At 70.5% G+C, this 19,305-nt stretch carries 16 protein-coding genes; 6 read left to right on the forward strand and 10 right to left on the reverse strand.

What is annotated here, in order from left to right; genetic code table 11:
• Nucleotides 1-144 precede the first annotated feature (144 nt).
• Entirely contained in the window at nucleotides 145-1,161 is a 1,017-nt protein-coding gene (locus ACWCPY_RS13005) for a sugar-binding transcriptional regulator (protein ID WP_072484555.1), read from the forward strand.
• Nucleotides 1,162-1,239: 78 nt separating this feature from the next.
• Here ACWCPY_RS13005 and ACWCPY_RS13010 read toward each other — a convergent pair whose 3' ends face one another.
• Nucleotides 1,240-2,262: a terpene synthase family protein gene (locus ACWCPY_RS13010; protein WP_451264340.1), complete on the reverse strand. Its 1,023-nt coding sequence runs from the start codon at nucleotides 2,260-2,262 to the stop codon at nucleotides 1,240-1,242.
• A gap of 307 nt (nucleotides 2,263-2,569) precedes the next feature.
• Between ACWCPY_RS13010 and ACWCPY_RS13015 the strand changes: the two genes are divergently transcribed.
• The 5 genes from ACWCPY_RS13015 to ACWCPY_RS13035 all read left to right on the forward strand — a co-directional run bounded on the left by ACWCPY_RS13015 (nucleotide 2,570) and on the right by ACWCPY_RS13035 (nucleotide 8,984).
• Nucleotides 2,570-4,036, forward strand: coding sequence for a GuaB1 family IMP dehydrogenase-related protein (locus ACWCPY_RS13015; protein WP_451264341.1), 1,467 nt, complete (start codon nucleotides 2,570-2,572; stop codon nucleotides 4,034-4,036).
• Nucleotides 4,037-4,223: 187 nt separating this feature from the next.
• On the forward strand, nucleotides 4,224-5,681 hold the full coding sequence (locus ACWCPY_RS13020; RefSeq protein ID WP_451264342.1) for an aldehyde dehydrogenase family protein: 1,458 nt from the start codon (nucleotides 4,224-4,226) through the stop codon (nucleotides 5,679-5,681).
• Between the two features lie 110 nt (nucleotides 5,682-5,791).
• A complete protein-coding gene (locus ACWCPY_RS13025; RefSeq protein ID WP_189543760.1) occupies nucleotides 5,792-6,247 on the forward strand; it encodes an Lrp/AsnC family transcriptional regulator in 456 nt (151 codons plus the stop codon).
• Nucleotides 6,248-6,444: 197 nt separating this feature from the next.
• Nucleotides 6,445-7,242 carry a carbon-nitrogen hydrolase family protein gene (locus ACWCPY_RS13030; protein ID WP_451264343.1) on the forward strand — a complete coding sequence of 266 codons (798 nt, stop codon included), beginning with the start codon at nucleotides 6,445-6,447 and terminating at the stop codon, nucleotides 7,240-7,242.
• 50 nt (nucleotides 7,243-7,292) lie between these two features.
• The gene (locus ACWCPY_RS13035; protein WP_451264344.1) at nucleotides 7,293-8,984 is read left to right on the forward strand and encodes a flavin monoamine oxidase family protein; all 1,692 of its coding nucleotides are present in this window, start codon (nucleotides 7,293-7,295) and stop codon (nucleotides 8,982-8,984) included.
• A gap of 18 nt (nucleotides 8,985-9,002) precedes the next feature.
• Here ACWCPY_RS13035 and ACWCPY_RS13040 read toward each other — a convergent pair whose 3' ends face one another.
• The 9 genes from ACWCPY_RS13040 to ACWCPY_RS13080 all read right to left on the reverse strand — a co-directional run.
• Nucleotides 9,003-9,851 carry a fumarylacetoacetate hydrolase family protein gene (locus ACWCPY_RS13040; RefSeq protein WP_451264345.1) on the reverse strand — a complete coding sequence of 283 codons (849 nt, stop codon included), beginning with the start codon at nucleotides 9,849-9,851 and terminating at the stop codon, nucleotides 9,003-9,005.
• A 48-nt stretch (nucleotides 9,852-9,899) separates the two neighbouring features.
• Nucleotides 9,900-10,922 carry a hydroxyacid dehydrogenase gene (locus tag ACWCPY_RS13045; protein ID WP_451264346.1) on the reverse strand — a complete coding sequence of 341 codons (1,023 nt, stop codon included), beginning with the start codon at nucleotides 10,920-10,922 and terminating at the stop codon, nucleotides 9,900-9,902.
• Nucleotides 10,906-11,961: a dihydrodipicolinate synthase family protein gene (locus ACWCPY_RS13050; protein ID WP_451264347.1), complete on the reverse strand. Its 1,056-nt coding sequence runs from the start codon at nucleotides 11,959-11,961 to the stop codon at nucleotides 10,906-10,908. Before ACWCPY_RS13050 ends, ACWCPY_RS13045 begins: the two co-directional genes overlap by 17 nt.
• An 8-nt stretch (nucleotides 11,962-11,969) precedes the next feature.
• Nucleotides 11,970-12,998 (reverse strand): NAD-dependent epimerase/dehydratase family protein, encoded by a 1,029-nt coding sequence (locus ACWCPY_RS13055; RefSeq protein WP_329817654.1) that lies wholly within the window; start codon nucleotides 12,996-12,998, stop codon nucleotides 11,970-11,972.
• Nucleotides 12,999-13,004: 6 nt separating this feature from the next.
• On the reverse strand, nucleotides 13,005-13,952 hold the full coding sequence (locus ACWCPY_RS13060; RefSeq protein ID WP_451264348.1) for a carbohydrate ABC transporter permease: 948 nt from the start codon (nucleotides 13,950-13,952) through the stop codon (nucleotides 13,005-13,007).
• Between the two features lie 2 nt (nucleotides 13,953-13,954).
• A complete protein-coding gene (locus tag ACWCPY_RS13065) occupies nucleotides 13,955-14,860 on the reverse strand; it encodes a carbohydrate ABC transporter permease (RefSeq protein ID WP_329817652.1) in 906 nt (301 codons plus the stop codon).
• 106 nt (nucleotides 14,861-14,966) lie between these two features.
• Complete coding sequence (locus tag ACWCPY_RS13070) at nucleotides 14,967-16,223, reverse strand: extracellular solute-binding protein (protein WP_451264349.1); 1,257 nt, start codon at nucleotides 16,221-16,223, stop codon at nucleotides 14,967-14,969.
• 83 nt (nucleotides 16,224-16,306) lie between these two features.
• Nucleotides 16,307-17,563, reverse strand: a complete 1,257-nt coding sequence (locus ACWCPY_RS13075) for a Gfo/Idh/MocA family protein (RefSeq protein WP_451264350.1) — start codon at nucleotides 17,561-17,563, stop codon at nucleotides 16,307-16,309.
• Between the two features lie 28 nt (nucleotides 17,564-17,591).
• Nucleotides 17,592-19,305: peptidase C14 (locus ACWCPY_RS13080; protein ID WP_451264351.1), on the reverse strand; the 1,714-nt coding region annotated here is incomplete at its 5' end.

The raw sequence follows: 19,305 nt of genomic DNA on the forward strand, positions 1-19,305 counted from the left end.
CCGACGCCCGCCGCCGATCACGGGTCGGCCGGGCCAAGGGCAGATGAACGCGGTCCGACGGGACCGGTCAGGGAACGCCGGATCTGACAGGATGAACGGCGTATCGAGAGTGTGAACAGCAGTGAGGAGATCGCGGTGTCTGCAATGTCGGCGGGCCGGTCCGCCCTGCGGATGGGGCCCGCGGAGCTGGTGCAGGCGGCGGCCATGGCCCGCCGCTTCTACCTCGAGGGAAAGTCGAAGATCCAGATCGCCGAGGAGTTCGGCGTCAGCCGCTTCAAGGTGGCCCGGGTCCTGGAGACGGCTCTTGAGCGCGATCTCGTACGGATCGAGATCCGCGTCCCCGCCGAGCTGGATGCCGAGCGCTCCGACGCGCTCCGCGCCCGCTACGGGCTGCGTCACGCGGTCGTCGTCGAGTCCCCGGCCGAGGAGCAGGACGACGCACCGGACCCGGAGAACCTGGGCGAGGTCGCGGCCGATCTCCTCGGCGAACTGGTGAACGAGGGCGATGTGCTCGGGCTGGCCTGGGGCCGGTCCACCATCCACATGGCCGCGGCGCTCGACCGGCTGCCGCCGTGCACGGTCGTCCAGCTCACCGGGGTGTACGACGCGGGGACGGCCGAGCGCGGCTCCGTCGAGGCGGTCCGGCGGGCCGCCCAGGTGTCCGGCGGCGAGGCCCACCCCATCTACGCCCCGATGCTGCTGCCCGATCCTGCCACGGCTGCCGCGCTGCGCCACCAGACCGGTATCGCCCGCGCCTTCGAGTACTTCGACAAGGTGACGGTCGCGGCGGTCTCCATCGGCTCCTGGGAGCCGGGCATCTCGACCGTCCACGACATGCTCAGCGACGAGGAGCGGGCGCACTACGCCTCGCTCGGCGTCGCGGCGGAGATGTCGGCGCACCTCTTCGACACCGAGGGCCGGCGGGTCGGCCGGGACCTGGGGGAGCGGTGCATCACGGTCGAGGCCGACCGGCTGCGCCGGATCCCCGAGGTGGTGGCGATCGCGGGCGGTCAGCGCAAGGCCGCGGCGATCGGGGCGGTGCTGAGGTCCGGGCTCGTCACCAGCCTGGTGACGGACACCGCGGCGGCCGACTATCTGCTGACGGAGTCGGCGGCGCCGCAGCGGCCTGCGCTGGAGCGTGCCGACCCGGACGGGGACTGAGCGGCCCCACGACCGCCCGCACACGCGACCGCCCGGACAGCGCGCGCTGTCCGGGCGGTCGCGTCCACGGGCGGGGCCTCAGTCCCGGGCCACGCCCAGGACCGTGGCCTCCAGATACTCCTCCGGCTGCTCGTACTGACTCACATCGGCCGGGTTGTAGCGCGGCGTCTGCCGTGACCAGTCGAGATTGCCGCGCATCCAGCTCCGCATGCCGTCCAGGTACGGCGTGAGCATCCAGGACAGCTGCGGGTACGCGGCCAGCAGCTCGGACTCGGCGGTCATGAAGCGCTCCGTCTCCGCCGTGGTCCGGGCGCAGACGTGTTCGAGCGCCTCCCGCTCGCCGTAGCCGCGGTGGTGCCGGACCAGATGGACGAGATTGTGGATCTCGCCGAGCACCTGTTCCTTCTCGTACGAATACACGTCATTGGCCCAGCACACGACGTTGCACGAGGCTTCCAGCGCGGTGATGAAGCGGGAGTCGTTGTGGATCGACTCGGGAGCCTCGATCCCGGCCACGATCTCTATCAGGTCCATGCAGACATGTATCGCACCGGTGTGACGGCGCTTGGCGATGTACGTCTCCTCCGACGGCACCACGCCGGCGGCCCGGTTCCCCGCCTCCCACGTGGTGGTCGTCGTGAGGTACGTGGTGAGGTGCCATGCGAACCGGGTGCGCCAGTGCGGGGCGGCGGTCGGTGTCGTCCGCTCCCACAGGTCGGCCAGGGCGACCACGGCGGCGGGGAGCTGCCCGTCCGGCAGGGTGCCGGGGGTGTCGTCCTCGATCACGGTCCGCATCAGCTCGACCACGTCGCGCACCCGCTCGGGGCTGCGGCCGAGATGGCCGTCGTCGAGCTGGTCGTCGACGAGAAACAGCCATACGAACCAGTCGGCGACGAGGTCGAGATTCTTGCTGTCCGCGGTCGGATACACCATGCCGACGAACGATCCGAAGTCCGCCTGCACGAAGCGGTCCCTGGCTGAATCACGGTGTACCAGACCGGTGTTGCGCGTCCATTCGTCGAGGTGGACTCGGGTGTGCCCGACGTTCGGGTTGGTTCGCTGGGGGAACGGGCAGTAGATGTCCGGCAGTTCGCTCTCCACGGGTGGGTCGTGATCCTCTCCGGTCGTACGTGTGACGGAAGTTGTGACCTTCCGGCTGTTCCTCCGGGGCGTAGACAAGACCCACGGGACCTGCGGGTTTTGAAGCTACCCGACCCCTTGTCACCAGGTCCAGGGCAGATGATCGCGAATGATTCCCCCGTCCTTCGGGTAAGGTCCGCCGGCAAGGCAGGTTCCGCCTGCCCGGGACGCCCGTCCGGTTCCCTTGGAGGAACGTACGAACGCGGGTGCCTTTTGTTGTGTCTTCCTGGAAGCGACTCGCTCCGTTTCATATGAAAAAATGAGCGTTATGCGTTTTCTTGAGCCCGGTACTGGTCGTTACACAGACTCCCCCTCGGTCCCGTACGACCTCACGTACGACGACGTCTTCATGGTCCCGGGCCGTTCGGCAGTCGGTTCCCGCCAGGGTGTCGACCTCTCCTCGCCCGACGGCACCGGCACCACCATCCCTCTCGTCGTGGCGAACATGACGGCCATCGCGGGCCGCCGGATGGCCGAAACGATCGCCCGCCGCGGTGGGCTCGTCGTCATCCCGCAGGACATCCCGATCGAGGTCGTCACCGACGTCATCTCCTGGGTGAAAACGCGACACCTGGTGCTCGACACGCCGATCGTGCTGGCCCCGGGCCAGACGGTCGCCGACGCCCTGTCGCTGTTGCCGAAGCGCGCGCACGGCGCGGGCGTCGTCGTCGACGAGGAGCAGCGGCCCGTCGGTGTCGTCACCGAGCACGACCTGGCCGGCGTCGACCGCTTCACCCAGCTCTCCGAGGTCATGTCCAAGGACCTGGTGCTGCTCGACTCGGACATCGACCCGCGCGACGCGTTCAACAAGCTGGACGGCGCCAACCGCAAGCTCGCCCCCGCGGTCGACGCGGACGGCCGGCTCGTCGGCATCCTCACCCGTAAGGCCGCACTGCGCGCCACCCTGTACACCCCCGCCACCGACGCCGCGGGCAGGCTGCGGATCGCCGCCGCCGTCGGGATCAACGGCGATGTCGCGGGCAAGGCCAAGCAGCTCCTGGACGCGGGCGTCGACACCCTCGTCGTGGACACCGCCCACGGCCACCAGGAGTCCATGATCAACGCGGTCCGGGCCGTCCGCGCGCTCGACCCGCAGGTCCCGATCGTCGCGGGCAACATCGTCGCCGCCGAGGGGGTGCGCGACCTCGTCGAGGCCGGCGCGGACATCATCAAGGTCGGTGTCGGACCCGGCGCCATGTGCACCACCCGGATGATGACGGGTGTGGGCCGGCCCCAGTTCTCCGCCGTTCTGGAGTGCGCCGCCGAGGCGAAGAAGTACGGCAAGCACGTCTGGGCGGACGGTGGTGTCCGGCACCCGCGCGATGTCGCCATGGCGCTCGCCGCCGGTGCGTCCAACGTGATGATCGGCTCCTGGTTCGCCGGCACGTACGAGTCGCCCGGCGACCTCCAGCAGTCCGCCGACGGCCGCTTCTACAAGGAGTCCTTCGGCATGGCGTCGGCGCGCGCCGTGAAGAACCGCACGTCGGACGAGTCCGCGTACGACCGGGCCCGCAAGGCGCTCTTCGAGGAGGGCATCTCCACCTCGCGGATGTTCCTGGATGCGGCCAGGCCGGGCGTCGAGGACCTGATCGACTCGATCATCGCGGGCGTCCGCTCCTCCTGCACCTACGCCGGTGCGGGCTCGCTGGCCGAGTTCGCCGAGAAGGCGGTCGTCGGGGTGCAGAGCGCCGCCGGATACGCCGAGGGCAAGCCGCTGCACGCCAGCTGGAGCTGATCCCGCAGTGCCGCGACGCCGGTGCCCCTCCAGGCCGTTCGGGCCGGGAGGGGCACCGGCGTCTCGGGGTGCTTCCGGCGGAGGGCACGGATGTCCGGTTCCGGACCTCGGTGCACCCCCAATTGCCGGTCCGCCTAAGTAACATGAATCCCAATCAGTTGCCCGTTCCTCCGTGGTAAGGGATCTCATGTCCTTCTTCACCGACCTGGCCCATCAGTACATCGACGGAGAGTGGAGGTCGGGCAAGGGTTCCTGGGACATCATCGACTTCAATCCGTACAACGGGGAGAAGCTCGCCTCGATCACGGTCGCCACGGCCGACGAGGTGGACCAGGCCTACCGGTCCGCGCAGGACGCCCAGCGGGCCTGGGGCGACACCAACCCGTATGCCAGGCGGATGGTGCTGGAGCGGGCGCTGCGCATCGTCGAGGAGCGGGAGTCCGAGATCGGTGACGCGATCGTCGCGGAGCTGGGCGGCACCCGGCTGAAGGCGGCCTTCGAGCTGCATCTCGCCAAGGAGTTCCTGCGGGAGTCGGTCCAGCTCGCGCTGCGGCCCACCGGGCAGATGCTGCCCTCGCCGACCGAGGGCAAGGAGAACCGCGTCTACCGGGTGCCCGTCGGCGTCGTGGGCGTCATCAGCCCCTTCAACTTCCCCTTCCTGCTGTCGCTGAAGTCGGTCGCCCCCGCCCTGGCGCTCGGCAACGCGGTGGTGCTCAAGCCGCACCAGAACACCCCGGTCTGCGGCGGGACGCTGGTGGCGAAGGTGTTCGAGGAGGCCGGGCTGCCGGCCGGCCTGCTCAACGTCGTGGTCACCGACATCGCCGAGATCGGCGACGCCCTGCTGGAGCACCCCGTCCCGCAGGTCATCTCCTTCACCGGCTCGGACAAGGTGGGGCGGCACGTCGCCACGGTCTGCGCGGCGAACCTCAAGCGCGCCGTGCTCGAACTGGGCGGCAACAGCGCGCTGATCGTCCTCGACGACGCCGATCTGGACTACGCCGTGGACGCGGCCGTGTTCAGCCGGTACGTGCACCAGGGACAGGTCTGCATGGCGGCCAACCGGATCCTGGTCGACCGGGCGGTGGAGAAGGAGTTCACCGAGAAGTTCGTCGCCAAGGTCGCCTCGCTGCCGGTCGGCGACCCGGCCGACCCGGAGACCGTGATCGGCCCGCTGATCAACTCCTCGCAGGCCGAGGCGATCTCCTCGCTCGTCGAGCAGACCGTGGCGGCCGGTGCGACGGCCCTGCTGCACGGCCGGACCGAGGGCAATCTGGTGAGCCCGTCCGTGCTGACCGGCCTGGCCGCCGATTCCCCCGTCCTGTCCCAGGAGATCTTCGGCCCGGTCGCGCTCATCGTGCCGTTCGACGGCGAGGACGAGGCCGTCCGGATCGCCAACGACACCCCGTACGGGCTGAGCGGTGCGGTGCACACCGGCGACATCGAGCGCGGCGTACGGGTCGGGCAGCGCATCCACACCGGCATGATCCACATCAACGACGGCACGGTCCACGACGAGCCGATCGTGCCCTTCGGCGGCGAGAAGAGCTCCGGCCTCGGCCGGCTGAACGGCGACGCGATGGCCGAGGCCTTCACCACCCAGAAGTGGATCTCGGTGCAGCACGGCCGCTCGCGGTTCCCGTTCTGACCGGTCACGCCCTGCTGTGAGCGCGCCCGGCCGGGCGCGCCATGGTCTACTTCGGGGGCGGCCCGTGCCGCCCCCGACACCGGCCATCGCAGAGAAGTGAACCGCCCGAAGTGCGCCTGAACGACCTCGACGAACGCATCGTCCACGCCCTCGCCGAAGACGCCCGGCGCTCCTACGCCGACATCGGCGCGATGATCGGCCTGTCCGCCCCCGCCGTGAAGCGCCGGGTGGACCGGCTGCGCGCCGAGGGCGCCATCACCGGCTTCACGGTCCGGGTGGACCCGGCGGCGCTGGGCTGGGAGACCGAGGGGTTCATCGAGATCTACTGCAGCCGCAACACCTCGCCCGAGGCGATCAAGCAGGGACTCGCGCGCTATCCGGAGATCGCGTCGGCCTCCACGGTGACGGGGGAGGCCGACGCGATCGTGCAGGTCTTCGCCGCGGACATGCGCCACTTCGAGCAGGTCCTGGAGCGGATCGCGGGCGAACCGTACGTGGAGCGGACGAAGTCCGTGCTGGTGCTGTCGCCGCTGCTGCGGCGGTACTCCTCGGGTGCGCCGGAGTAGCTCCCGCGCACCGGACCGCATGAGACCTGGGTCACCCTTTTGACCTGCGCAGACGCCCCACGCAATGAATCGCCGCGCACGGCCGTCGGCGCGCAATGGATCGACGGTGTACGCGCAACGCTCGCGCCTTGTCCGGTGCGAGCGGCGGACCGTACCTTCGATACGTCCCCGCCAGCCCGCACCGTCCGAGGTCAGCCATGCCGCCGTTGCGCACCGCCCTGCTCCAGAACTCCGGACGACCCGGGCACGTGGCCGAGAACATCGAGGTGCTCGACGGCGCCGCGCGGCGAGCGGCGGATGCCGGGGCGCGGCTCCTGGTCTGCCCCGAACTCTTCCTGACCGGATACGCGATCGGCGCCGATGTGCCCCGGCTGGCCGAGCCGGCCGACGGGCCGTCCGCCCTGGCCGTCGGCGAGATCGCCGCACGGCACGGGCTCGCCGTCCTCTACGGCTACCCGGAGCGCGCGGGCGAGCAGATCTTCAACGCCGCGCAGCTCATCGGCCCGGACGGCACGGCGCTCGCCGGCTACCGCAAGACCCACCTCTTCGGCGGCTTCGAGCAGGAGTGGTTCACCCCGGGCGAGCAGACCGTGGTCCAGGCCGAACTGGACGGCGTACGCATCGGGATCATGATCTGCTACGACGTGGAGTTCCCGGAGAACGTCCGCGCCCACGCCCTCGCGGGCACCGATCTGCTCCTGGTGCCCACCGCGCAGATGCACCCCTTCCAGTTCGTCGCCGAGTCCGTCGTGCCCGTCCGGGCCTTCGAGAACCAGATGTACGTGGCGTACGTCAACAGGACCGGCCCGGAGGGCGAGTTCGAGTTCGTCGGGCTGAGCTGCCTGGCCGGCCCCGACGGCGCCGTCCGCAGCCGCGCCGGACGCGGCAAGGAACTGGTCGTCGGCGAGGTGGACCCCGCGCTGCTCAGCGCCTCGCGGACCGCGAACCCGTATCTGCACGACCGCCGCCCCGGTCTGTACGGCTCCCTCGTCTGAGCCCGCCCTCCCCGTTCCAGTTCTTCATCCGCGCAAGGAGTCCGTACCCCATGACGTCCACGGTGCCCAACGCCGTCCAGCACACCGACGCCACCGAGCCGATCACCATGTTCGGGCCGGACTTCCCCTACGCGTACGACGACTTCCTGGCGCACCCCGCCGGGATCGGGCAGATACCCGCGACCGGGCACGGCACCGAGGTGGCCGTCATCGGCGGCGGGCTCTCCGGCATCGTGGCCGCGTACGAGCTGATGAAGATGGGGCTCAGGCCCGTCGTCTACGAGGCGGACCGGATCGGCGGACGGCTGCGCACCGTCGGCTTCGAGGGCTGCGATCCGCAGCTCACCGCCGAGATGGGCGCGATGCGCTTCCCGCCGTCCTCCACCGCGCTCCAGCACTACATCGACCTGGTCGGCCTGGAGACGAAGCCGTTCCCCAACCCGCTCTCCGCGGCCACCCCCTCGACCGTCGTCGACCTCAAGGGCGAGTCGCACTACGCGCGGACCATCGACGACCTGCCGCAGGTCTACCGCGATGTGATGGACGCCTGGAACCGCTGCCTGGAGGAGGGCGCGGACTTCTCCGACATGAACCGCGCGATGCGTGAGCGCGACGTGCCGCGCATCCGGGAGATCTGGGCGGAGCTCGTCAAGAAGCTCGACAACCAGACCTTCTACGGATTCCTCTGCGACTCCGACGCCTTCAAGTCGTTCCGGCACCGGGAGATCTTCGGCCAGGTCGGCTTCGGCACCGGCGGCTGGGACACCGACTTCCCCAACTCCATCCTGGAGATCCTGCGCGTCGTCTACACCGAGGCGGACGACCACCACCGGGGAATCGTCGGCGGCAGTCAGCAGCTCCCGCTGCGGCTCTGGGACCGCGAGCCGCAGAAGATCGTCCACTGGCCGCTCGGTACGTCGCTGTCCTCGCTGCACGACGGTGGGCCGCGCCCCGCCGTGACCCGGCTGAACCGCACCGCCGGCAACCGGATCACCGTCACCGACTCCACCGGCGACATCCGTACCTACCCGGCCGCGATCTTCACCGGGCAGTCCTGGCTGCTGCTCTCGAAGATCGACTGCGACGACGCGCTCTTCCCGATCGACCACTGGACGGCGATGGAGCGCACCCACTACATGGAGTCGTCCAAGCTCTTCGTCCCCGTCGACCGGCCGTTCTGGCTGGACAAGGACGCGGCCACGGGGCGGGACACCATGTCGATGACGCTCACCGACCGGATGACCCGGGGGACGTACCTCCTGGACGACGGCCCCGACCGGCCCGCCGTCATCTGTCTCTCGTACACCTGGTGCGACGACAGCCTGAAGTGGCTGCCGCTCTCCCCGAACGAGCGCATGGACGTCATGCTCAAGTCGCTCGGCGAGATCTACCCGGACGTCGACATCAGGAAGCACGTCATCGGCAACCCGGTGACGGTGTCCTGGGAGAACGAGCCCTGGTTCATGGGGGCGTTCAAGGCCAACCTGCCGGGCCACTACCGCTACCAGCGGCGGCTGTTCACCCACTTCATGCAGGACCGGCTGCCCGCCGACCGCCGGGGTCTGTTCCTCGCGGGCGACGACATCTCCTGGACGGCCGGATGGGCCGAGGGCGCCGTACAGACCGCGCTCAACGCCGTCTGGGGCGTGATGACCCAGTTCGGCGGCGCGACCGATGCGACGAACCCCGGCCCCGGCGACGTCTTCGACGACATCGCCCCGGTCGAACTCCCGGAGGACTGAGGGGCGTTACGGATTCCGTTACGCGGGCCGGCAGACGCTGCGCTGCCGGCCGAGGCCCGAGATCTCGACCTCCATCACATCGCCCGGACCCAGGTAGGGGAAGCGGCCGGACAGCGCCACGCCCTGCGGGGTACCGGTGTTGATGATGTCGCCCGGCTCCAGCACCAGATACTGCGACAGGTGGTGCACCAGATGCGCCACGCTGAAGATCATGTCCGCGGTGCTGGAGTCCTGACGCGGCTCGCCGTTGACATGGCTGCGCAACCGCAGCTGCTGCGGGTCGCCGACCTCGTCGGCGGTCACCAGCACCGGGCCGAGCGGGTTGAAGGTGGCGCAGCTCTTGCCCTTGGACCACTGCCCGCCGGATTCCTCCAGCTGGAAGGCGCGTTCGGAGACGTCGTTGCTGACGGCGTAGCCCGCGATGTGCGCGGCGGCGTCGGCGGGGGAGTCCAGGTAGGAGGCGCGGCGGCCGATGACGACGGCCAGCTCCACCTCCCAGTCCGTCTTCTTCGAGCCGCGCGGGATCAGCACGTCGTCGTACGGGCCGACGACGGTGTTCGGCGACTTGTAGAAGAGGATCGGCTGCTCGGGCGGCTCGGCGCCCGACTCCGCCGCGTGGGCCGCGTAGTTCTGGCCGATGCAGAGCAGTGCGGAGGGCCGGGCCACGGGGGCGCCGATCCGCAGGCCCGTGATGTCGGTCTCCGGGAGCACCGGCTCGGCGGGCACCAGATGCGGGTTGTCGGCGAGCGCGGCGAGGAACGCGCCGTCGATGTCGTCGGTGATGCCGGACAGGTCGTGGTGACGGCCCTCGGGGCAGACGAGGACCGGGCGCTCGTGGCCCGGCTCGCCGATGCGCATCAGTCGCATGAAGTGAAATCTCCTGAACGGTACGGGGGTCGAGGGCTCGATGAGCCCTTAATGCAGGCGAGTGAGGGCGTCCGCGGTGACGGCGTGGGCCGGGGGGCGCCCGGCGAGCAGCCGCAGCACCTCGTCGACCGCGCTCGCGCCGAGCCGCTGCCGGCACTCGACGCTGCCCGCCGCCTGGTGCGGGGTGAGCAGTACGTTCGGCAGGGCACGGAAGGGGTGGCCGGCGGGCAGCGGCTCGGCGTCGAAGACATCGATCGCCGCGTCCAGCCGGCCCGTGGCCAGCTCGGCGAGGAGCGCGTCCTCGTCGACCAGCCAGGACCTGGCGGTGTTCACCAGACCCGCCCCGTCCGGCATCAGCGCCAGCTGCGCGGCACCGATCATCCGGCGGGTCTCCTCGGTGACCGGCGCGTGCACGGCCACGATCCTGCTGCGCGAGAGCAGCGTTTCGAGGGGTACGGACTCGACGCCGAGCTCCTCGGCGTCCGCGTCGGACAGGTACGGGTCGGTGACGCTCACCCGGGCGCCCATCGCCCGCACCAGGGCGATGTAGGCGCGCCCGGTGCGGGAGGCGCCGATCACGCCGATGTCGCTGCCGTGGATCTCGTGGCGCGGCGGCGCCTCGCTCGCCGCATCCCACTCCAGCCCGCCGCGCAGGGCGTGGTCGAAGCGGTGGACGCGGTGGAGCAGCGAGAGCGTGAACGCGAGGGCCACCTCGGCGACCGGGCGGGCCATCTCGTCACCGGCCTGGGTGACCAGGATGCCCCGCCGGAAGACCTCCTCGGTGACATAGGGAGCGACCGCGGAACCGGTGTGCGCCACCAGCTCCAGCCGGTCGGCCGACGCCAGGAGCCCGGCGTCCACCTGCGGCGCCCGCCACGAGGTGATCAGCGCACGGGCGCCGGGCAGCGCGGCCGCGACCGCGGCCCGGTCGCAGTGGTCGTCGACGACGGTGAGCGCGGCCGCCCGCTCCAGCTCCCGCCACACGCCGGCGGTGAAGAACTGGGCCCGCAGCCGAGGCGGTACGGCGACGACCACCCGGGAGCGGTCGGCAGGGTCAGGAGAGCCAGGCATCGAGGTGCTCCGCAACGAAGGCGTCATCGGTCAGCCAAGGGTAGGCCGCGGCCACCCGGCTGATCTCCTCGGCCTGTCCGGGGGAGAGCGTCTCGGCCGGGTCCAGGCACCGGATGTTCGCCAGCAGGCCCTGGCGGCGCAGCACTTCGTGCACGCCGGCGATGCAGCCGCGGAACGCGCCGCGCACATCGAAGACGGCGCTGTTGGCGTCGGTCAGCTCCGGGCGCCGGGCCAGGCAGCGCACCATCGCCCCGTGGTCCCCGCCGCGCGCCCTGCGGACGTCCTCCAGGAGGGTCACCGCGGAGCCGGTCCACACGGCCCACTGGCCGAGGAGCCCGCCCGCGAACCAGCGCGGAGTGCCGCCCGCCGTCTCGTACGGAGTGAGCAGATCACCGATGATGTCGTCGTCGTTGCCGGTGTACAGCGCCACCTCGTCGGCCCGGTCAGCGGCGGCCACGGCACGTACGACATCGGCGGTGCGGTAGCGGTCGAACGGGGCGATCTTCACCGCGACGGTGTTCGGCAGATCGGTGAACGACGACCAGAAGTGCGGCGACAGATAGCGTCCGCCGACGGCCTCCTGGAGGTAGAAGCCGATCACCGGCAGCACCTCGCCGACCGCCCGCGCCCGCTCCAGCAGCCCCTTCTCGTCCGCACCGGGCACGGCCGGGCTGAGCAGCACCGCGTCGTAGCCGAGCGCGGCGGCGGTCTCGGCCTCGGCGACGGCCTGCGCCGTGTAGCCGCAAACACCGGCGACCTTGATGAACGGGCGGCCGGCCTCGGCGTCGATCGTCTCGGCGGCGAGCTCCAGGACCGGCCGGAACAGACCGACCTCCGGTTCGCGGATCTCGAACTGGGTGGTGTGCACGGCGACGGCGACGCCGCCCGCGCCCGAGGCGAGGTAGTAGCGGGTCAGCGCGCGCTGCCGGCGCTCGTCGAAGGAGCCGTCGTCGTGCAGGGCGAGCGGGTGCGCGGGGATCACGGCACCGCGGGCGAGTGCGTCCAGGGCGGGGGCCGGCACGGGGGAGGGAGTGGACATGGAGTGGATCAGAACCTTCCGTCACGGACCTGGAACTTGGTGGGCTTGCCGGACAGCGGCAGCCCGCGGCGCAGCCAGTCGGCCTGCCACTCGACGAGGGTGCGCAGGGTGACGTCCGGGTAGCCGAACAGCGCGTGGCAGCGGCTCGCGTCGGAGAGCAGCGCGGTGGGCGCCTCCGCGCCGGCGAGGACCGGCTCCTTGCCGAACTCCTCGCCGAACCACTGGGCGATGCGGCGCACCGAGGCGGTCTCGGGGCCGGTGAGGTTGAGGGTGAACGCCTCGCCGTCGGTGGCGTGCAGCAGCGAGCGCAGGGCGACCTCGTTGGCGTACCCCTGCCACACCACGTTGGCGTGACCGGTGGTCACATCGACGGGCTCGCCCGCCTGGACCCGGTAGGCGATGTCGGCGAGTACGCCGTAGCGCAGGTCGACCGCGTAGTTGAGGCGGATGTTGGCGACCCTGGTGCCACGGGTCAGCGCCGCGTGGCCGAAGATCCGCTCCCGGCCCAGGCACGACATGGCGTACTCGCCGACCGGGCCGACCGGGTCGCTCTCGGTGCAGCCGCCGGAGGAGACGGGCACCAGCGGGTACACATTGCCGGTGGAGAACGCGGCGATCCGCGCCCCCGACCAGCGGCGCGCCACCCGGTCCGGCATGGCGGCGTTGACCGCCCAGGCGTGCGAAGGCGCCCCGGCGGAGCCGAACTTGGCGCCGACCATGAAGACGACGTTCCCGGCGTCCGGCAGTCCGGCCAGATCGGCGGCCGGGTCCATCAGGTCGAAGGCCACGGTGGAGACCCCGGCGGCCTCCAGCTCGTCGGCGGCGGACTTGTCGGACCAGCGGGAGACCGCGTACACGGTCACGTCCTGGCGGCCCGCGGCGTCCAGCGCCCGGCGGGCCAGCCGGCACAGGCTGGGGCCCATCTTGCCGCCGGCGCCGAGCACCAGCAGATCGCCTTCGAGGCGGCCGAGATCGGCGACGAGTGCGGGGGAGGGGGTGGCGAGCCGCTCTTCGAGCGCGGCCTCATCGGTGAACATTCGTAGCTATCCCTTGATTCCGGACGCGGTGACGCCCTCGGTGAAGTAGCGCTGGCCCACCATGTACGCGGCGAAGATGGGCACGAACGCGATGACGGAGCCGGAGAGCACCACGTTGAGCGGCACGTTCTGCTGCTGGAGCGAGGCGATGCCGACGGTGAGGGTGCGCATGTCGGTGGACTGGCCGATGACCAGCGGCCACAGGAAGTCGTTCCAGTGCCACAGGAAGACGAAGACGCCGAGCGTGGCCAGGATCGGCTTCAGCAGAGGCAGCACGATCCGGTAGAAGATCTGCCACTCGTTGCAGCCGTCCAGCCGGGCCGCCTCGAACAGTTCGTCCGGCAGCCCCTGGATGAACTGCCGCATCAGGAACACCGCCTGGGCGTTGGCCAGGGTCGGCACGATCAGACCCCAGTACGTGTCGACGCCGCCCAACTTCGCGATCATCGCGAAGGTCGGGATCATCGTGACGTGGTACGGGACCATCACCATCGACAGGAACGACCAGAACATCGTCTCCCGGCCCGGGAAGCGCTTCTTGGCGAAGGCGTACCCGGCGAGCGAGGCGAGCAGCAGCACGCCGACGACCGAGACGACCGAGTAGATCAGTGTGTTGAACAGCCAGCGCGGCACGTCCTGGGAGTTCATGACGGTGTCGTACGCCTCGCCGGTCAGCGGCCACGGCAGCAGACTTCCGGGGAACTCCACCGCCGCGGACGGCTTCAGGGAGAGCACGACCATCGCGTAGAACGGGAAGACCGTCACGAGCGCGGCCACCGTCAGCAGCACGGCGCGGCCGATCCGGCCGGCCCGGGTGGGCCGCATGCCGTACGGGACGGTGTCCTGCTCCGAGAGCTTGCGCAGCTTGCGTTCGGCGCGGCGCGCGGCCCGGTCGGGGGCCGCGGGTGCCTCCGGGGCGGGCGGGGTCTCGGTCTGGGCGGGTGCTGCGGTCATGGTCACTGGTCCTTCCCGATCACGAGCCGCTGGATCACCGCGACCACCACGGTCAGCGCGAAGAGCGCGACGCCGATGGCGGAGGCGTAACCCAGGTCGAAGTACTTGAAGCCCGCGTCGTAGAGCTGGAAGACGAGCGTGTAGCTGGCGTTGGCGGGGCCGCCGCCGGTCATCGTGTAGACCGCGTCGAAGACCTGGAACGACGCCGTCGTCTCGATCACGGCGAGGAAGAACAGGGCGGGCTTGAGCTGCGGCAGCACGATGTACCGGAACCGCTGCCAGGGGCCCGCGCCGTCGGTCAGCGCCGCCTCCTCCAGCTCACGCGGAATGTCCTGCATCCGGGCCAGCAGGATGAGCATCCCGTACCCGAAGCGGGACCAGACGCCGACGATCGCGAGCGCGGGCAGCACCAGCACGTCGTCGGAGAGCCAGGAGCCCTCGGACATCCCGAACCAGCTCATCAGGGTGGACCACGGCCCACCGGTGGAGAAGATCCAGACGAAGACGGTGGCGGCCAGCACCAGCGAGGTGACGACCGGCAGGAAGAACACCGACCGGAAGAACTTGGCGCCGCGGAACGCGCGGCGGGTGATCAGCGCCAGGGACACCGAGGCGATCAGCGTGCCCGGCACCGCGAGCACGGTGTAGAGGACCGTGACCTTCAGCGCCTGCCAGAACAGCGGGTCGTCCCAGAGACGGGTGAAGTTGTCCAGCCCGATGAAGCTGCCGCCGCCCGTGAGGGTGTAGTCGGTGAAGCTCATCAGCACCCCGGCGATGCCCGGACCGAACCGGAACGCCAGGAAGAGCAGGAAGCACGGAAGGACGAAGAGCAGGCCGATCCGGGCCTCGCGGCGCGCCTGCGGCCCGCTGCGACGGCCCCGGCGGGTTGGTTCCGCGACGACTGCCACGGGGATCTCCTTGCGGTACGGGGGAATTGCGGGGGGTCGGGGGCGGGGCCCCCGGGGAGGGCGGTTGCGGGATCCGGGTGCGGCCGGATCCCGCAACCGCGCCCGATCAGCGGCCGAGCATCGCCTGAGCGGCCTTCTGCGCGGCGTTCAGCGCCTCCTGCGGGCTCTTCTTGCCCAGCAGCGCCGCCTGGATCTCGGGCGCGAGCACGCCCTGGACCTCACGGGCCTTGTCCTGGAGCGGGCCCACGGTCATGCTCGGCAGCGTGGCGCCGACCGCCGTCTGAAGGGCGTCGTCCGGGTACAGGTCGCCGCCGGACTTGCGGGCCGGGAAGTAGCCCGCGGCCTTCTGCAGGCCAGCCGCGTTCTTCGACTCGGCGACGAAGTTCAGCCAGTCGCCGGTGTTCTTCTTGTCGGCGCCCTTCAGCATCGACAGCGCGCCGACCGTGCCGTAGCCGACCGGCTTCACGTCCTTCAGCGGCGGCTGGACGACGATGTTCTCCTTGCCCCAGAAGGGCTCGACGTCCGCCGGGGTGTTCTGCCAGGTGCAGGCGACCTTGCCCTTGGCGGTCGGGGTCTGCTCCAGCTTGGGCGTGGTGGTGACCAGGTCCTTGTCGGTGTAGCCGCCGGCGACGAGCTTCTTCAGGTACGTCAGCGCCTTGACGCCGGCCGCGTCGTTGAAGGTGACGTTCTTGCCGTCCTCGGAGAAGACGTCGCCGCCGGCCTGCCAGAGCAGCGGGTAGAAGGTCATGTTCAGGGTCTGCTGGGTGTCGCCGTAGTAGGTGGTGGCGTAGTAGCCCTTCTCCTTCAGCTTCGGGGCCAGTGCCTCCAGCTCCGCCCAGCTCGTGGGGTAGGTCTTCTCGCCGATCGCGGCGAACACCCGCTTGTCGCAGATCAGCGGGTTGGCGCTGGTCAGGATCGGGGTGGCGAGGGCCTTGCCGTCGATGGTGACGGACTTCAGGGCGAAGTCCGTGTAGTCCGACTTGGCGTCGGTCGGCATGTACTCGTCGGCCGGGACGATGCTCTTGGCGTACTTCGGCAGCTGGTCCGGGATCAGGTAGACCGCGTCCGGGCCCTTGCCGGAGGCGATCGCGGTGGCCAGCGCGGTGTCGCGGTTGGCCCACGGGAAGGTCTCCACCTTCACCTTGACGCCCGAGTGCTCCTTCTCGAACGCCTTGATCAGGCCGTCCCAGTACGCCTTGTTCTTGGCCTCGTCGAAGATGACCGGGTAGGTCCACATGGTGACGGTGTTGTCGTCGCTGCCGCTGCCGGAACAGCCGGCCAGCACACCGGCGGCGAGCGCGGTCGCCACCACGGGGGCGGCCACGGCGCGGACTCTGGAACGGCGGGTGAGGAGACGGGACATGAGGTGGTCCTCCGAGGACGTGAGGGTGGGGCGGGAAGAGGGCGAGCCCGGTCCGGTCGGAACGACAGGCCCTTCGGGGGGAGTCACTGCGCCGGGACCGTCTGGACGGTGCCGGTGTGCCGGGCACGTTCGGCGGCGAACGCCGCGAGATGACTGCCGAGCGAGGTGGCGGGACCGGAGCGGACCGCTCCGGCGTCACCCGTGGCGACGGCGGTGACGAACGCGTCGACGAGCGCGGCGTCCCCGCCACCGTGCCCGTCCGCCGCGTTCGAACCGGAGGCGCCGAGTTCATGGACGGTGGACTCGCCGGTCCGGAAGTCCTGCACCGTGACCCGCTCGCCGTCGCCGATCAGCCAGCCGTGCGAGCCGAAGATCCGGGTCTGGCGGTGCGTCTGCTCGGTGAACGCCACCATCTGGAAGGTGGCGGTCACCCCGTCCGTCAGCTGCATGGCGAGGACCTGGTGGTCGACCACGTCGTTGTCGCCGCGGTACGCGCAGACGCCGTACGGGCCCTCGCGCAGCGCCTGCACGAGACCGGCCTCGTCGGTCGCCTCGGTGACATGGGTGACCGGCCAGACCGCGCCCTTCTCGCGCAGCGTCGGCATGTAGAGCTTCAGCGCGCTGTACGGGCAGTCGGACTCGACCGCACAGTCGAGGCAGCGCCCGGCGGACCCGGCCGGGGCGTTCTCGGGCCGGAAGTGCTTCAGCCCGCCGAAGCTGGACACCTGCTCGATCCGGCCGCCCATCACGTATGTGATCCAGTCCAGGTCGTGGCAGGACTTGGCGAGCAGCATCGGCGAGGAGTCCTTCTCGCTGCGCCAGGGCCCGCGCACATAGCTGTGGGCGTAGTGCCACCAGCCGACCGGCTCCAGATGGTCGAGGGAGACCAGCTGACCGAGCACGCCGGAGTCCACGACCTCCTTCACCAGGTCGGTGTACGGGGTGTACCGCATGACGTGGCACACCGCGAACAGGACCCCGGCCCGCTCCACGCCCTCGACGATCCGCCGGGTCTCCTCCTCGGTCGGGGCGAGGGGCTTCTCGGCGAGGATCGCGTAGCCGGCCTCGGCCAGCGCCAGCACCGGCTCCACATGGAAGCGGTCCTGGGTGGCGACGACGACGGCGTCGGCGATGCGGTTCTCGACCAGCGGCCGCCAGTCGTCGAATTCGACGGGTGCGCCGGCGGCGGCCCGCGCCGCGGGGCGCGGATCGGCTACGGCGACGAGCTCGGCGCGCTCGGGGTGCGCCTTGATCCACTCGGCGTACGTCAGACCGCGGTTGCCGGCGCCGACGAGCGCGACCCGTACGGGCCGGCCGGTGATCGGGGTATGCGTGGACACGGGGAATCCCTGGTGCTCGATGGGGTGATCAGATGCGCAGCGTGGCCGCGGTGTGGGCGACGCGGCCGCCCTCGTCCGGCAGCGCGGTGCGCTCGGTGCCGTCCTCGACGCAGCCGGTGTGCAGCAGGTGGCTGTCGCCGGTGAACGCCGCGGGCCGCAGTTCGAGCCGGCCGCCGGTGAAGGTGGAGCCGGTGGTCCGGTAGCGGTTGGGGCCCTCGGTGACCAGTACATGGGCGGTGCCCTTGGGCGCGGTCGAGTCGAGGCCGGTGAGCTGCCAGTCGACGGTCCGTCCGGAGCCGGTGCGGGCGAGCAGGGCGCCGTCCTTGTTGGTGCCGCTCAGCCGGGTTCCGTCGACGCGCAGCCGCTGGTCCTTCGCCGAGGTCAGCTTCAGCCCGGTGTCGCGGAGTTCGCCGCCGAGCACGGTGATGTCGGCGTGCGCGAGCGAGACCGGGGCGGTGTCCTTGGAGCCGGTCAGCGTGCACTGGTCCAGGGTGAGCGGGCCGGTGCCGTTGAGGACCGCGCCGTCGACGCCCTTCAGGACGCTGCGCTGGATGGTGAGCGGGGCGGTGACGTTGGCCTGGGTGATCTCGGCGCCCGCCGCGAACGCGAACGAGGAGTCGGCGATCACATTGGGGCGGGCGGAGAGGTCCGAGGCCCGGGAGACGATCAGCGGACCGGTGGCCGTACAGCCGCGCATCTGCACACCGTCGGCGTTGACCCAGAGCATTCCGGAGCCGGCGAGCGACTTCTTGCCGATGACCAGGACGTCCTCCAGGGTCAGATCGGTGATCTTGACCCTGGCCACGAACCAGGAGCAGGCGTGCCGGCGTACGGTGATCCGCTTGGCCCTGCCGCCCCAGGCGGCACCGGAGTTGGCGAAGGTCATCAGCCCGGAGTTGCCGGTGTAGACGAGGTCGTGCTCGAACTGACCGTGGGTCACGAACGGGCCCTCGTCGTCACCGTCGCCGTGGCAGTTGGTGACGTAGCAGTAGGCGGAGGCCGTGAAGTCGTTGAGGTGGCGGGCGTTGGAGGTGTGACAGTCCTCCACGTGCCCGTACAGGCAGTAGATCTGCTGGGTGAGGTAGCCCGCGCCGCCGTAGGTGACGGACTTCGGGTTGGTCAGCGAGCACTGCTCGGTGCGGTAGTACGTGCACCAGCGGCGCATCACGACCGGCCAGAAGGTGCCGATGGCCTCGATCCCGGAGACGTCGCAGCGCACCGCGTACTCGTACGCGACCGGGTGCGAGCCGGTCATCTCGTCCTCGCCCCAGCCCTCGAAGACCATGTTGCGGACGTGGGCTCGGTCGACGGGCTCGACGCGGGTCCAGGTCAGTGTGCGGCCCGCGGCCAGGTCCCAGCCGATCTGGTAGTTGACCCGGACGTGCCCGGCGTCGACGACATCGGTGACCTGGACGAGACGCTGGATCTCCTTCTCGTACTTCCCCGCCAGGGCGTTGATCTCCACGGCCCACCACTGGCCGACGGCGAACTTCGACGAGTCGCCGACCTCGAAGAGGTCCGAGAGATCCGGCATCGCCGCGCTCAGGGTGTGTTCGACGGTGGTGTCGGTGACGGTGCCGCGGAAGGAGAGGACGGCGCCGAAGGGGTTGTCGTGGGTGTTCTTCTCGATGCCTTCGGTGCGTATGTGGTGGCCGCCGAAGTCGAGTTCGATGTTGGAGCGGTTCCAGAGGTGGCGCTTGGTGAACAGGAGGTCGGTGTGGGCTTCGATGCGGTGGACGCTG

The organism is Streptomyces sp. NPDC002403, assembly GCF_053593015.1.